The sequence below is a fragment of the Tahibacter aquaticus genome, assembly GCF_004363655.1.
GTDB lineage: Bacteria > Pseudomonadota > Gammaproteobacteria > Xanthomonadales > Rhodanobacteraceae > Tahibacter > Tahibacter aquaticus.
Window position 1 is genome coordinate 240,882 of record NZ_SNZH01000004.1, and the last position, 15,011, is coordinate 255,892.

13 protein-coding genes are annotated in these 15,011 nt (G+C 65.6%); 9 read left to right on the forward strand and 4 right to left on the reverse strand.

Features of this window, described 5'->3' with window-relative positions; genetic code table 11:
• Window positions 1-9 precede the first annotated feature (9 nt).
• The 5 genes from DFR29_RS08440 (at window position 10) to DFR29_RS08460 (ending at window position 5,965) form a co-directional block, all read left to right on the forward strand.
• Complete coding sequence (locus DFR29_RS08440; protein WP_208113545.1) at window positions 10-681, forward strand: HD domain-containing protein; 672 nt, start codon at window positions 10-12, stop codon at window positions 679-681.
• Between the two features lie 65 nt (window positions 682-746).
• Entirely contained in the window at window positions 747-1,226 is a 480-nt protein-coding gene (locus DFR29_RS08445) for an SRPBCC family protein (protein ID WP_133818145.1), read from the forward strand.
• Between the two features lie 322 nt (window positions 1,227-1,548).
• The gene (locus DFR29_RS08450; protein WP_133818146.1) at window positions 1,549-2,952 is read left to right on the forward strand and encodes a delta-60 repeat domain-containing protein; all 1,404 of its coding nucleotides are present in this window, start codon (window positions 1,549-1,551) and stop codon (window positions 2,950-2,952) included.
• 147 nt (window positions 2,953-3,099) lie between these two features.
• The gene (locus tag DFR29_RS08455; protein WP_133818147.1) at window positions 3,100-3,873 is read left to right on the forward strand and encodes a hypothetical protein; all 774 of its coding nucleotides are present in this window, start codon (window positions 3,100-3,102) and stop codon (window positions 3,871-3,873) included.
• A 661-nt stretch (window positions 3,874-4,534) separates the two neighbouring features.
• Entirely contained in the window at window positions 4,535-5,965 is a 1,431-nt protein-coding gene (locus DFR29_RS08460; RefSeq protein WP_133818148.1) for a delta-60 repeat domain-containing protein, read from the forward strand.
• Window positions 5,966-6,029: 64 nt separating this feature from the next.
• Here the strand turns inward: DFR29_RS08460 and DFR29_RS08465 are convergent, their stop codons facing one another.
• Together DFR29_RS08465 and DFR29_RS08470 are read right to left on the reverse strand one after the other, a co-directional pair.
• Window positions 6,030-7,211 (reverse strand): hypothetical protein, encoded by a 1,182-nt coding sequence (locus tag DFR29_RS08465; RefSeq protein WP_133818149.1) that lies wholly within the window; start codon window positions 7,209-7,211, stop codon window positions 6,030-6,032.
• 171 nt (window positions 7,212-7,382) lie between these two features.
• A complete protein-coding gene (locus tag DFR29_RS08470) occupies window positions 7,383-8,531 on the reverse strand; it encodes a hypothetical protein (protein ID WP_133818150.1) in 1,149 nt (382 codons plus the stop codon).
• A gap of 312 nt (window positions 8,532-8,843) precedes the next feature.
• Between DFR29_RS08470 and DFR29_RS08475 the strand changes: the two genes are divergently transcribed.
• Window positions 8,844-9,257, forward strand: a complete 414-nt coding sequence (locus tag DFR29_RS08475; protein ID WP_133818151.1) for a hypothetical protein — start codon at window positions 8,844-8,846, stop codon at window positions 9,255-9,257.
• 10 nt (window positions 9,258-9,267) lie between these two features.
• On the opposite strand, the gene DFR29_RS08480 is transcribed toward DFR29_RS08475, so the two are convergent.
• Together DFR29_RS08480 and DFR29_RS08485 are read right to left on the reverse strand one after the other, a co-directional pair.
• Window positions 9,268-11,343, reverse strand: a complete 2,076-nt coding sequence (locus DFR29_RS08480; RefSeq protein WP_133818152.1) for a PAS domain-containing sensor histidine kinase — start codon at window positions 11,341-11,343, stop codon at window positions 9,268-9,270.
• Window positions 11,336-12,838: an ATPase domain-containing protein gene (locus tag DFR29_RS08485; protein ID WP_133818153.1), complete on the reverse strand. Its 1,503-nt coding sequence runs from the start codon at window positions 12,836-12,838 to the stop codon at window positions 11,336-11,338. The genes DFR29_RS08480 and DFR29_RS08485 overlap by 8 nt, the downstream gene beginning before the upstream one ends.
• Before the next feature lie 241 nt (window positions 12,839-13,079).
• On the opposite strand from DFR29_RS08485, the gene DFR29_RS08490 reads away from it, so the two are divergent.
• The 3 genes from DFR29_RS08490 to DFR29_RS08500 form a co-directional block, all read left to right on the forward strand.
• Window positions 13,080-13,838, forward strand: a complete 759-nt coding sequence (locus DFR29_RS08490; RefSeq protein ID WP_133818154.1) for a hypothetical protein — start codon at window positions 13,080-13,082, stop codon at window positions 13,836-13,838.
• 128 nt (window positions 13,839-13,966) lie between these two features.
• Window positions 13,967-14,461 carry a hypothetical protein gene (locus DFR29_RS08495; RefSeq protein ID WP_133818155.1) on the forward strand — a complete coding sequence of 165 codons (495 nt, stop codon included), beginning with the start codon at window positions 13,967-13,969 and terminating at the stop codon, window positions 14,459-14,461.
• A 74-nt stretch (window positions 14,462-14,535) separates the two neighbouring features.
• Window positions 14,536-15,011 (forward strand): hypothetical protein (locus tag DFR29_RS08500; RefSeq protein WP_166653964.1); only part of this gene is annotated, 476 nt, incomplete at its 3' end.

Below are 15,011 nucleotides of genomic sequence, written 5' to 3' on the forward strand. Positions count from 1 at the left end.
GCACACGGCGTGACCGCCAACGCCACCGCTCCGGTGGCGTTGGCATTTCCGGCCTGCGGCGACTCGGCGTATCGTTTCGGCCCCGCCCCCGATGCCCGCACTATGCAAGCCATCGTCGATTTCATCCTGGAACTGGACAAGCTCAAAGGCGTCACCCGCAAGGTCAAGCCGCACAGCCTGGACCGCTACGAGAATTCTGCCGAACACAGCTGGCAGATCGCCCTGCTCGCCGTCTCGCTGGCGCCGTATGCGCCCGAGGCGATCGACATCGACCGCGTCATCGCCATGCTGCTGGTGCACGACATCGGCGAGATCGACACCGGCGACACCCTTGTCTTCGCCCACGACGGCTGGGCCGAGCGCAAGGCGGCCGAACGGGCTGCGGTACACCGCATCTTCGGTTTGCTGCCGCCAGCGCAGGCGCAGAAATTCCTCGCCCTGTGGGAAGAGTTCGAACACGGCGAAAGCGCCGAAGCGCGCTTTGCCCATGCCGCCGACCGCGCCATGCCGGTGCTGCTCAACCTCAACAACAACGGCCAGAGCTGGCGCGAGAACGGCATCAGCTACGAGCGCGTCACGCAACGCGTAGGGCCGCCAATTGCGGCTGGCTGTCCGGCCTTGTGGACGTATCTGCAGCAACGCCTTGACCATGCCCGTACACAAGGCTGGTTTGGCGCCTGACAACAGGTCGCTGGCGATCGACAAACACAGGCACGATCAGAAAACGGATTCAGGACTGCAAAAACATGCGAACCCGCCTGGACGGAAAAACCATCGACACTGCATCGCGCGTCATCCACGCATCCCCGAAGCGGATCTACCGCGCGCTGCTGGACCCTGAAGCGCTGGCCGTCTGGCTACCGCCGAAGGGAATGCGAGGCACGTTTTTCTCGTTCGACGCGCGCGTCGGTGGCGGCTATCGCATGGCGCTGATCTACGATGCGCCGGATCGCACAGAACCGGGAAAAACGTCCGAAGACGCTGACATCGTACAAGTGCACTTTCTCGCACTGGTCGAGGACGAAACGATCGCGCAGGCAGTCGACTTCGAATCCGACGACCCGGCCTTTGCCGGAACGATGCGCATGACCTGGACGCTACGTGCCGACGGTGAAGGCACCCTGGTCTCGATCGTTTGCGCGAACGTGCCCGTTGGAATCACTGCTGACGATCACGACGAAGGCTTGCGGTCGAGCCTGGCGAATCTCGCGGCGTTTATCGAGTAGCGGTCTTGCTTCAGCAACCTTCGACGAAACCCATGGGCCGGGACTGGGTCTGTCAGTCCAACGGTGTAACTGCCGCCAAAAACACCGCCGGCAGTCCGGCTGCACGCGCAGAAGCCGCTCGCCTGGCCGGCGGTAGCAACGACACGCTCTAAAGGTCTGAACAAGTCACGATGAGAAATGAGGTCTGGTTAGCTTTCAACGGCTAAAGACAACCCACGCCGCCACGCTCCTGCGAACTCTTCGTCGCCACCGCCCCACCCCTGTCACGTTTTCCACCCCCACTGCGTACTACTCCGTCATCCTGATCGACACGGAGTCCTGTATGCGCCTTGCTCTGATGTTTGCCGCGCTGAGCCTTGGCGCTGCCGGCGCGGTATCCGCTGCCGAGCAACTCGACAACACATTCCGCATCACGTCCAGCGGCCCGGTGAGTTACACGGCGATTGCCTGGCTGCCGCAGCCGAATGGGGAGTCGGTCGAGGTGTATGCCTCGCCGACGCAGTCGGGTGTCTGTGGCGATACGGTCTGTATCGGTCTGCAGCGCTGGTCGGCGAATGCGGTTGCGATCGGCAACTCGCGCGTGAAGGCGGCGGCGCTGCAGTCGGTGAACGCGGCGACGGTGGACAGTCGCGGGCGCATCATTGTGATCGGCAATTACCAGGGCGCGGGTGCGGACGGCGTGGATTTCGGCGTGGTGCGCTTCAACGCGGACGGCAGCGACGACACCAGCTTTGCCGGCGACGGTGGCACGGTGGTCAATTTCGGCCTGGGCCAGGGCAATAACGATTATCCGCTGGCGGTGGCGGTGGACCGTGACGACAACGTCGTGGTGGCCGGATCGGTGCAGCGCGGTTCGGTGGGCGATACGGATTTCGGTGTGGTGCGGCTGCGTGCGAGTGACGGCAGCCTGGATACCTCGTTCAGCGGCGACGGCAAGGCCACGGTGTTTTTCGACCTGGGGCCGAACATGCGCATCGATCAGGCCAACGCAGTGGCCGTCGCCAACGACGGCAGGATCGTGCTCGGCGGCATTGCGCTGGATAGCGCCATTTCGCGGGTGCGTCCGGTGGTGGCGCAGCTGCTGCCCAACGGGTCGCCGGATACGGCGTTCTGTCCCACCGGCTGCACCCTCAATGCAGGCTATAACACGGTGAACAGCGGGCGGCGCGTGTACTACTTCGGCGCCAACGACGCGCATTCCGACGAGATCCGTGGGTTGGATGTGGCGGGCAACGGCGATATCGTGGTCGCCGGTTATACCTTCAGCGTGGACGCCGCCACGCGCCGAGGCGCGGTCGCGCGGTTTGGCGCCAATGGCGCGCAGCAGGCGGAAAGAATCGAAGCCGGCCTGCTCGGCGGCGGCGGCTTTGAGGCCGTGCGCTTTGCCGATGGCAACGGCTCGCGCATCCTCGCCGCAGGCCAGAGCGGCGCCGGCCCGAACGTGTTTGAAGTGCAGGCGTTCGCCAGCAACCTGTCGCTCGACACCAGCTATGGCAACTGCCTCACCAGCAACAGCGGTTTCTGCTTTATCGGCAGCAGCAGCGGCCTGGCCGATGACGGCCCGGACAACGCGGCCAGCCTGTTTCTGGATGCGCGCGGCCGGCCTATGTTCTATGGCACGTTCACCCTCGCCAGCACGCCGAACCGCGGCCGCCTGCTGATCCAGCGCATCACCAATACCAGCGGCCCGCTGCCGGACCGCATCTTCCGCAATGGTTTTCAGTAAGGTGGGGCTCGACCCACCGCTTTCGTCCGCCCTCGCTTAGTGGCTTTCCATGAGATATTTCTTCGCCCGTACGCGGAGAAAAGTTCAGTTGCGCAATACGGCGATTGCCGCGAGGATCGCCGCTGGAATTTCCTGGACGACAGCGCGATGAACAATCCATTTCCTGCCGATAGCCCGCAGACGGCACGGATCAATCCGGCACGCCGGCTGCTGCCGCTGCTGCTGATGGCATCCACGCTGGTCACGCTCACGAGTGCAGTGGCGGCCTCCAGCAACGATCCGGAAGTAGCGAAGTCCGGCGTGGCGGCCGCTGCGGCCAGCCCCGCACGCGCAGCCGGCGAAACACCGGCCGACCTGGCCGCCGATGCCACCTACCTGCTGCCGGGGCTGCTGCGCAAGGACAGTTCGCTGGACACGCTGCGCCGGCGCTTCGGTGCGGAACACGTCAAGGCCGCCGACATCGACGGCGCGGAAGGCGAGACCTTGCGCGGCATCGTCCTGTTCGCCGATGACCCGCTGCGCCGCGCCGAGATCTTTCCGCAGGACGACACGAAACTGCGCGGCATCGCCTCGATACGCATTTCCGGCAAACAGTCGCGCTGGCACCTGGACAACGGCGTGCATCTGGGCATGACCCTGGCCGAACTGGCCGCGGCGAACGGCAAAGCAGTCACCTTCAGCGGCCTGGATTGGGACTACGGCGGCAGCATCCTCGATTGGCACGGCGGCCGTCTTGCGCCGCGCGACGGCGATACGCTATTCCGCTCGGTGGTGCTGTCGCACGACGAGGAAAGCCAGGCCAACCGCTTTCCCCTGGGCGACGGGGAATTCCGCAGCGACGACAGACGTTATCCGCAGCAGGGAAAGGCATTGTTCGTCGGACAGCTGACGCTTTCTTTCATCGAAGCGGACGGCGACTGAGGCCCTGTCGCCTGTCGATGCACCCGAGCCCCTGACAACAGCACCTCGAACACAAAAATTCAGACAGGCCCATGCACCCGCTTTTACCTGCACGACGCAAGTCTGATCTGAAGCGATCCAGCTTTTACCTGAGCCGACGCAGTTCCGAACTGGAGCGATCCAGCTTTCAACTGCAACGACGCAGTTCCGAACTGGAGCGATCCAGCTTTCAACTGCAACGACGCAGTTCCGAACTGGAGCGATCCAGCTTTTCATCTGCAACGACGCAGTTCCGAACTGGAGCGATCCAGCTTTCATCGGCAACGAGGCAGTTCCGAACTGGAGCGATCCAGCTTTTCATCTGCAACGAGGCAGTTCCGAACTGGAGCGATCCAGCTTTCAACTGCAACGACGCAGTTCCGAACTGGAGCGATCCAGCTTTCAACTGCAACGACGCAGTTCCGAACTGAAGCGATCCAGCTTTCATCGGCAACGACGCAGTTCCGAACTGGAGCGATCCAGCTTTTATCGGCAACGACGCAGTTCCGAACTGGAGCGATCCAGCTTTTATCTGCAACGAGGCAGGCCTGAAGGGAAGCCATGACCTGCCACGCCACGCATGTCAGGCTTGCCTGCCGCGCTACGTAATCACCCGGCACGCTTTCCTTGCCGGTAACTGCCCATGCCCCGTCCCCTCGCCGTCGCTCTCTACGTCCTTTCCCTCGCCGCCGGTGCAGCCTCTGCCGGCACGATCTATTCCGACCAGATAGCCGACCCGCGTTTCGCGCCGCTGTCCTCGCCAGCGAACTGGCGCCGCGTCTACAGCAGCGGCACGGTGGACGAGAAAGGCGTCGCCGTCGCACGTACGCCGGACGGCGGTTTCGTCGCGCTGATCTCGGTACCGGGCGGCGCGCTCGGCAGCCAGATCGGTCTGGTGCGCTACGGTCCCGACGGCGCGCTGTTCAACGGCAGCTTCGGCAGCAGCGGCAAGGTGATCAAGGACGGTTCGCTGGTCGAGGTGCGCGCGATGACGGTGGACAGTCTCGGCCGCATCGTCGTGGTCGGCACGACGCCGGGGCCGGGCGGCGTGAAGGACTTCGGCGTGCTGCGCTTCAATGCCGACGGCAGCGACGACCTGAGTTTCGGCGGCACGGGCAGCGTTGCCATCGGCATGGAGCCGGTGGTCGCCGCCAGCGACGACCAGCCGATCGCCGTGGTGGAACAGGTGCTGACCGGCGGCGCGACGCGGCTGGTCATTGCCGGCAATAGCCTGACAACCATTTCCGGCAACCCGCTGCAGCGCTTCAGCCTGATCGGCCTGCGCAACAACGGTACGATCGACCCGGATTTCGGCAGCTATGTCGACCCGGCCTTCGAGGGGCGTACATCGGGCGAGTTTGTCGCCAGCGAGGCGGCCTATGCCGGCGGCCTGGTCAAGCTGCCGAACAACACCTTGCTGGTCGTCGGCACCTCGGTGTTCAGCGGTGCCGACACGGATTTCGGCGCGTGCTATTTCGCCGCCGTCGGCGTGCCCTTCAGCAACAGTTGCGGGCGCTTTGCCATCGACGAACCCGGCCCGGGCGGCTCGCTCTACGACGGCGCCACGGCGGTGGTGCAGACCAGTGCGGATACCTTCGTGCTGGCCGGCACGGCCAGCAGCAAGATGGCCGCGCTGAGGCTGAAGCTGGTCGGCTCTGCCCTGCAGCTGGATACGACGTTTGTCGGCAGCAGCATTGCCGGGCGGCCAAACCGGTTCGTGAGCCCGGCAGCCGACTCCTACGTCAACGACGTGGCCGTGCGCAGTGACGGCAGCCTGTTGCTGGCCGGGCGCATCAACGCCAGCGGCAGCATGTACGGCGCGCTCACGCGGCTGCGCCGCGACGGCGTGCTGGATACCGCAGGGCTGCTCAGCCCCAGCGGCCTGGCTGCTTTTCGCGCGCCAACCCTCAGCGGCGGCAGCAGTTTTGCCACGGAGTTCAGCAAGGTGCTGGTCGATGCGGGCAAGCCGGTGCTGTTCGGTTCGTCGCCGGACAGCACGACAGGGCTGACCGACTACGACGGCGTGCTGACCCGGCTGCAGTCGGACCTGATTTTCGCCAGCGGCTTGCAATGAACGAAAACGGCCGGCGCTTTCGCGCCGGCCGCCGGTTTCGCTGGCCACGGATTACCCGGGCGATTTACTCGGTAGCGCCGTCGTTCTGTGCCGGCCAGGCGGCACTGCCGGAGACCAGCTGGTTCTGGATGCCGCGGTCGCAGGGGCCGGTGCAGGCTGCCGTGGTCAGCGGGTTGGTCAGCGAGGCGTAGACGATATTGAGGAAGTAGGTTTCGCCCGGCGTCAGCTGGCAGACCAGGTTGCCGTCACCCGGTGCATAGCCCCAGGGCAGGCCGTCGCCGAGGCGGATATTGCTTTGTGCACATTTCGCATTCATCGGCGCGGCCGGCGTGGGGCTCAGGTCGCCGCAGTTCTTGCTGATGGTGAACGACACGGCACCGCCGACCGGAATGGTTTCGTCGTAGCGGAACAGGCCGCGGGTGTTCAGGGCCAGGTTGCCCGGCACGGTGAACTGCAGCGACACGTAGTAGTTCTTCGGAATGTAGACGCGCTGGATCAGGTTCTGCGTGCCGGGGAAGCTGCGCGCCGTGCCGCCGCTGAAGTTGTAGCCGAAGGCCGGGCCGAACTGGGTGCCGTCGACGGTCTGGGCGCCGCCGCCGTTGTTGAAGGTGGTGAACAGCTCGGTCACGCGCGACATGCCCGCCGGTGCGACGCAGCCGCCGGTCGGCGGCGGATCGGCGGCAATCGTGGTGGTGCGGCTGGATGTCGCCACGACGCTGGAACCGCTGCGGCGGCAGGTCAGCTCGAATTTGTAGCTGCCCGCGGTGTTCGGCATGGTGATCGCCACGTTGTGCGTGGCGGCGCAGCTGGCGGCGTCGGAGCAGACGTTGCCGCTGGTCGGCCAGGTGGCGATGGCCGCAGCGAGCGAACTGGTGGAATAACTGCAATTGTCCGCATCGGCCGACCAGGCGATGGTATGCGTCGCGCCCTTGCTGGTGGTGGCGGGAATCTCGCTGGCATCGATGCCGTTGCCGATGGCCGGATCGGTCACGCCACCGCCACCGCCACCACCGCCACCGCCGCCGGTACTGCCGCTGGGGCAGTTGGCGCCGAAGCTGCCGCTCATGACCAGGCGGCCGTTGCTGTCCATGGTGACGCCGCCGGCATCGGCGGTGAATTCGCACACGCGCGGCGCGCCGCCTTCGGGCGGGGTCCAGGTCTGGCGAATGACAGTCTGTGCAGCGGCGGGAAGGCTAAGGCAGGAAACCAGCAGAAAGGCGGCAAAACCGCTACGCAACACAGGCATCGAAAGGTCCGGCAACGACAACAGACCTGCAATTCTGCCCGCCTCGGCGCTGGCCTGCGCAAAGGGTTTGTTAATCGGTCGTGGAGATTTCCAGCAAAAAGGCCCGCCTTGCGGCGGGCCTTGTCTGGCTGAGTTCGCTATTTGACGGCCCGCAACGCGGGCACAGCAGGCTTATTCGACCTGCCAGTCGCTCATGCTCGGCCAGGTGGAACCCGACACGAACTGGGTCTGGATGCCGCGATCGCAGTTGAGCGAGGCGCCGCAGGCCGGCGTGGTCGACGGGTTGGTCAGCGAGGCAAAGATGATGTTGAGGTAGTAGGTCTCGCCCGGCTGCAGCTGGCAGCGCGTCGCACCGTCGCCCGGCGCATAGCCCCAGGGCAGGCCATCGCCCGCACGGATATTGCTCTGTACGCACTTGGCGTTCAGCGGCGCGGTGACGGTGGTGGCCAGGTCGCCGCAGGTCTTGCTCACCGTCATCGAGACCGCGCCGCCCACTGGCAGGGTTTCGTCGTAGCGGAACACGCCGCGGGTGTTCTGGGCGAGGTTGCTCGGCACGGTGAACTGCATCGAGACGAAGCTGTTGCGCGGAATGTTCAGGCGCTGGCTCAGGTTGACCGTGCCCGGAAACGGGCGCAGCGACCCACCGCTGATGTTCAGGCCGAAGGTGGACTCGTAGACGGTGGCATCGACGTTGCGTGCATCGCCGCCGCTGTTGGACGTGACGAAGATGGAACTGGCACGCGTGGTACCGGCCGGGCCGGCGCAGGAACCGCCGCCACCGCCGCCGATGACGGTGGTGCGGCTGGACGAGGCCACCACGCCGGAGCCGGTCTTGCGGCAGGTCAGTTCGAACTTGTAGGTGCCTGTCGTGCTCGGCATGGTGATGGGCACGGTACGCGCGGTAGCGCAGCTGGTCGCGTCGGAGCAGACATTGCCCGTGGTCGGCCAGGTGGCGATGGGCGCCGCGAGCGAGCTGGTGGAATAGCTGCAGTTGTCGGCGTTCGCGCTCCAGGTGATGGAATGCACGGCACCGGCCGTGGTGCTGGCGGGAATTTCGCTGCTGTCGATGCCATTGGTGATCGACGGATCGCTGGGCGGAGTCACCGTGCCGGTGGGGCAATTCGCGCCGTAGCTGCCGGTCATGGTCAAGGCGCCGTTGGCGTCCATGACGATGCCACTGGCATCGGTGGTGAAGATGCAGGTCTGCGGTGCGCCGCCGGACGGAGTCCAGGTCTGGCGCACGGTGACTTGGGCCGAGGCCGGTACAGACAGGCAGGATACGAGCAGAAACGCAGCGAAACCGGAACGAAAAGAAGGCATTGGCAAATCCTGAAAAAATGCGGCTAACGCCCAATAGTGCCGGCTACGCAGAAAGTAATGCGCAAAGCGTTCGTTAATTGGCCGGTACAGATGCCGGAACAGGGCGCTACGACACACACCCCGCGCTGCCGAGTCCGGCTTATCCGGTGCTGCCGGGCAGGTCCGGCGGCCAGGGGTCGATGCCTGCAAACTGCCCCCGGCAGGCGGGCGACGCTTGCGCGAAAGCAGTGGCGGCGCGCGGGCGAAGCGGTACTAGGCAGCGCCGCAGCAGGTTGCGAGAATCGGCGGCTTCCCCACCCCGCCCTGTCTGCCATGCGCCTCGCCGGCACCTATCGCTACAGCCCCGAGCTGCGCAAAGGCTCGCACCAGCGCCGCGACGGCGGCAGCACGCAGTGGTGGCTGATCATCGATGCCGAGGCCGAGCTGGGCCGCTACCTGCGCCACCTGTTCGGCCTGGCACACTACCGCACGCGGGCGCTGAAAGACCCGCTGTGGGGGCCGCATATCTCGGTGATTCGCGGCGAAACACCGCTGCAGCCGCAGCACTGGCGCCACTACGACGGCCAGCGCGTGGAATTCGAACTGGACTGGGCGGCGCAGGAACACAGCGGCTTCGTCTGGTGCCCGGTGCAATGCCCGGCCGCGCTGGATCTGCGCGAAGAACTTGGCCTGGCGCGCTCGCCGCAGCCGCCGCTGCACCTGACCATCGGCAACGGCAACGGCTGAGGCGGCGGCTTCAGCCGCCGCGAATCATTTCGCTGACCTTGGCCGCCAGCAGTTCCACCGTGAACGGCTTGGCAATCAGGTCCATGTTGGCGCCGAGGAAATTGGAGCGGATCGCCGCGTTTTCCGCATAGCCGGTCGCGAACAGGATGGGCAGTTCAGGGCGGTGCTTGCGCGCCACCTCGGCCAGCTCGCGGCCGTTCATGCCGGGCAGGCCGACATCGGAAATCATCAGGTCGATGCGCCGGCCCGAGGCCAGCATGGGAATCGCCACCAGCGCTTCGCTCGCTTCCAGCACGGCATAGCCGAGCTGTTCCAGCACCACCTTGACCAGCATGCGCACGGCCTGGTCGTCCTCGACCAGCAGCACGCTGCGGCCGTCGCCGTCTGACTCGACTTCGGCGGCGGCTTCGGGCTGCATCTGTGCGTCGGCCTCGGTGGCCGGAATGTAGAGTTGTACCGAAGTTCCATGTTGCGGCTGGCTGGAAATGCGCACTTCGCCGCCGCTCTGCTTGACGAAGCCGTAGACCATGGACAGGCCCAGGCCGGTGCCGTGGCCCAGCGGCTTGGTGGTGAAGAAAGGCTCGAACACTTTTTCCAGCAGCTCCGGCGACATGCCCACGCCGCTGTCGGCCACTTCGATGACGACATAGCGGCCAGGCTTGAGCGCAGCCTTGTCGGCGGTATACGAGCTGTCGAGCTGGGCCACCCGCGTGCTCACGCTCAGCGAGCCGCCGCCCGGCATGGCATCGCGCGCATTGATGGCCAGGTTGAGGATGGCGCTTTCCAGCTCGTTCGCATCGGCCACGCCGGCAGGCAGGGCCGGGTCGAGCTGCAGCGACAGGGCGATGCTTTCGCCGATGGTGCGCTTGAGCAGGTCGCCCAGCGAAGCGACCAGGGCGTTGATGTCGATGGGCTTGGAATCCAGCGACTGGCGCCGGGAAAACGCCAGCAGGCGCTGGGTCAGCGCGGCGGCGCGGTTGGCCGAGGCCAGCGCCAGCTGCACGAATTGCTCGATGCCGTCGCGCTTGCCGGCGGCCAGGCGCAGGCGCACCACGTCGAGCGAACCGATCACGCCGGTCAGCATGTTGTTGAAGTCGTGCGCAATGCCGCCGGTCAACTGGCCGACGGCTTCCATCTTCTGGCTTTGCCGCAGCGCCGCCTCTGCCCGCGTGCGGCTGGCCATCTCCACGTTCAGCGCCGCGGTGCGCTCGGCCACCTTGGCCTCCAGCTCTTCCTCAGCCTGGACGCGGGCGGTGACGTCGTGGGCGAAAATGTGGAAACCGTCAACGGCGCCGGCATCGTTGATGCGCGGCAGATAGCGTACGTCTGCTTCGCGGCGGCGGCCGTCGCGGTGCGGCCAGCTCACGCTCAGCTGCACTTCCTCGCCGGCCAGTGCCCTGTCCATCAGCGGTTTGCGCGCGGCGAAAACCGCCTCGCCGACGACCTCGGCGATGCGCAGGCCGAGCACGCTGGCCGGCGTGCGATACAGCCAGTCCTCGTAGGCGCGGTTGGCAAAGCGGTAGCGGTAGTCGCGGTCGATAAAGCCGATGAACACCGGCAAGGCATCGGCGACGCGGCGCAGTTCCGCCTCGCTGGCGGCCAGCGCTTCGCGGCTGGCACCGAGCGCGTGCGCGGCCTGGGCGACTTCGGCCAGGCGGTCGCGCATGGCGAACTGGCGCTGCCGGCTGCGCAGGGTGCTGTCGATCGCGCTGAGCAGCGAGCGAGCGCCCAGTGGCCGTTCCAGCACCACCACGTTGGTGGCCAGCTCGGACAGACGGCGCACCGCCTGCGGCGATTCGGGCAGGCGCTGCGACGGACGCGCCACCAGCAGGATGAACGGCACGTCCGACCAGGGCGGCTGCCGTTGCAAGGCTTCGCCCAGCTGGCGCAACTCGCCGCGCATGGCTTCCTCGGTCAGCACGATCGCGCCGGCGTGGTCGTCCAGGACGCCGGCCAGGGCATTCAGGTCGGTGCACGTGCGGGAGTCATAGCCGTTGTCGCGCAGCAGGCCGGCCACGTGTTCCGCATCGCGGCCGTAAGGCGCGCAGAGCAGAATGCAATGTCCTTCGGGCGCCCGCCTATGCACTCACGTTCCGGTCTTCCATGAGATAGCCCTCTGCACCGACATAGACCGGCGTGCCGGTCATGATGCCGCGGAACTTCACCAGCGGCTCGCCCAGGCGCAGTCCCTGCGCGTCGATGCGCAATTCGCGGATCGCGTCTTCGTGCGGACCGCTGCGGTTCTTGATGATGGAAATGGCCTTGCGGATGCGTCCGCCCGATTCGAAGAAGCGCGTCAGCACCACGGCATCGGCCACATAGGAAATATTCAACGAGCCGGTCGACATGGTGCCGACCAGGCCGTGCTGGGTATTCACCACAAACGTGGTCACGCCCTGCTGGTTCAGATACGACAGCAGCTCGTGCAGCTGCAGCACCAGTTGCTGTTCCTGCGGCATCGCGGCGAGGTAGCCGTTGATGCTGTCGATCACGATCACACGACAGCTTTCCAGTTCCACCAGGTCGCGGATGCAGGCGGCGAATTCGCCCGGCGACATTTCCGCCGAGTCGATCTGGCGCACGCGCAGCAGGCCTTTCTCGACCAGCGGCTCCAGCGGCAGCCCCATGCTGGCCGCGCGCGAATACAAGGTGCCGATGCGCTCGTCGAACTGCAGGATGGCGCCGCATTCGCCCCGTTCGCAGGCGGCGACCAGGTATTGCAGAGCGATGGTGGTCTTGCCGGTGCCGGCCGGCCCCGTGACCAGGGTGCAGGTGCCGCGGCGCGGACCGCCGCCGAGCATGGCGTCCAGCTCGGGCACGCCGCTGGACGTGACATCGCCGACAAAGGGCCGGTTGTGGTCTGAGGCGATCAGGCGCGGATACACCACCACACCGCCGGTACGGATGGCGATATCGTGGAACCCGGCGATGAAATCGATGCCGCGCAGCTTCTGCACTTCCAGGCGCCGGCGCGCGGCGCCGAAATCCAGGGTCAGCCGGTCGAGCGTGATGACTCCGTGACACAGGCTGTGCAGGTGGGAATCGCGCCCGCCTTCGCTGGCACTCAGATCGTCCAGCAACAGCACGGTGCTGTCACGGCCGGCAAAGAATTGCTTCAAGGCCAGTACCTGGCGCCGGTAGCGCAGCGGGTCCTGCGCCAGCAGGCGCATCTCCGACAGGCTGTCGAACACCACCCGGCGTGGCTTTACTTTTTCCACTTGTTCGCGGATCAGGCGGATGATGCCGCCCAGCTCCAGCTCCCACGGATGCAATACCGATTGTTCGCGGCTTTCGCCCAGCACTTCGTCGGCCGAGGCCAGTTCGAACAGGTCCAGCCGGTCCAGGCTCCAGCCATGCGAAGCAGCTACTGCATTCAGCTCTTCGGTCGTCTCGGACAAGGTGATATAGAGCACGCGCTCGCCGTGCTGCACGCCTTCGAGCAGAAATTGCAGGCCCATGGTGGTCTTGCCCGAACCCGGCGGACCTTCCAGCAGGTAGAGACGATGGGGCGGCAGGCCACCGCGCAGGACTGCGTTCAGGCCTGCATTGCCGGTGGAAATTCGCGCTATCGATTGCGTCATTCAGGTCTCCGACAGGGCATGCGGCAGCCGTCGCGGGCCGCACGCAGGCGGTGGCAGTCAACGCAGTGGTTTTGCGCCGTTGCGCCGTTGCGCCGGGCTGGCCGCCGAGCGGAAGGTAGCTGGCCGCAGCCGGGGATAAATGATGTTGAGGCCGCAGTGAGGGCTGCGTGATGGGCCGTATTACGGTTTGCGGCCGTGTCTTGCGTAAGGACAGGCAGCACGTCTGCTGTGGAGTCCTGTCATGCCTCGCCTGTCCCTGTTCCGACCCCTGCTCGCCTGCGCTGTCCTGACCGGCACCGCAGCCGCGCAGGCCGCCACCCCGCTGCCGTCGGCAGCGACTGCGCCCGACCAGGTGCTGCGCTGGTTCAACGGCTCGATCAACTTCGCCATCGGCAGCAATATCAATTGCCAGACCCAGCAGATCGAAAGCACGGCCAGCGCCTATGCCGGCTATACCTTGCTGCCGCCGAATTTCACGCCGTCGGTCGGCGAAGTGTTCTATACCCACCTCGTCGTCAGCCATCAGGGCAACCCCTGCACCGGCAGCGCGCTGGGGATCGAATTCGCCCTGCCCAACGGCGTGACGACGGCGGTGTCGAGCGACAATCCGGCGTTCTGCTTTGCCCGTACCAACAATTTCCAGGGTACCAATCCGGTGCTGATCAACCTCGGCACCGACATCGGCTACGGCTGCCCGCAGAGCTTTCCCGCCAGCAGCAACGGCCGCCGCCTGATCGCGCCGAACGGCGGTGCCGGCGGCAGCGGCGCCTGGGGCATGGCTTTCGGTTTCTACCTGGAATTCCTTATCCCGCTGCGCGCCACGACACCGCTGCCGGGCATCAGCCAGATCGTCTGGACGATCAACCCGGGCGTAGGCCAGTTCGGCCAGGTCGGGGTGGCCCCCACGGTCAACAACGAGGTGATCTTCCGCAGCACCATGGAAGACAACCAGCTCACCCTGGACCTCTGCAGCGTGACGCCGCTGGCCGCCGGCTGCTGAGCAAATCAAGCGGGCTCAACTATTTACACATATCTACCAATATCTACGTACGAATCTTTTCGTTGACAGTGAAACGAACGTGATACTAGGCTCTGCGGACGGACAATCCGTCCTCAGGGGAGAACACCATGATCGCGCACCGTTTCATTCTGTCGCTGGCCGCGGCAGCCTTGTTCCTGCCGCTGGCCTGCGGCGCCGCCAAGCCTGAAGCCGAGAAACACATCGACGTGGCGCGGCAGGAACGCTTCGAAGACCAGGCCGCGGCAATCCGCCAGGAAATGAAGACCGGCGGCCGCTTCGAATTCCTTACCGCCGCCGAACGCGGCGGCGTGGAAAAACAGCTGGATACGATTGCTGCCATCCTCGAGGCCCACAGCGGCGCCAAGCTCGACGACGATGCGCAGCTCGATGTCTACGCCGCGCAGGAAACCGCCAATTCCATCCTCACGCAGAAAGACGGCCGCCGCCTGATCTGCGAATACACCGCACCGACCGGCTCCAACCGCAAGGTCAAGCAGTGCATGACCTTCGCCGAGCGCACCCGCGCGCACAAGGAATCGCAGAACACCATGCGCGACAACCTGCACAAGAACGCGCCGGATATGCGCGGCCCGAACGGCTGAGCAGCGGCGCGGCGCCGTTGAACGGCGCGGCGGAATTTCAAAACAAACCCATCGCATACTGCGGGAGAACACGCATGCCGTCCCATCGCCCCCTGCTGTCGCTCGCCGTGGCAGCCCTGTTGCTGCCGCTGGCCTGCGGCGCTGCCAAGCCTGAAGCCGAGAAACACATCGACGTGGCGCGGCAGGAACGCTTCGAAGACCAGGCCTCAGCGATCCGCCAGGAAATGAAGACCGGCGGCCGCTTCGAGTTTCTTACCGCCGCCGAGCGCGGCGGCGTGGAAAAACAGCTGGATACGATTACTGCCATCCTCGCGGCCAACACCGGCGCCAAGCTCGACGACGATGCGCAGCTCGATGTCTACGCCGCGCAGGAAACTGCCAATTCCATCCTCACGCAGAAAGACGGCCGCCGCCTGATCTGCGAATACACCGCGCCGACCGGCTCCAACCGCAAGGTCAAGCAGTGCATGACCTTCGCCGAGCGCACCCGCGCGCACAAGGAATCGCAGAACACCATGCGCGACAACCTGCACAAGAACGCGCCTGACCA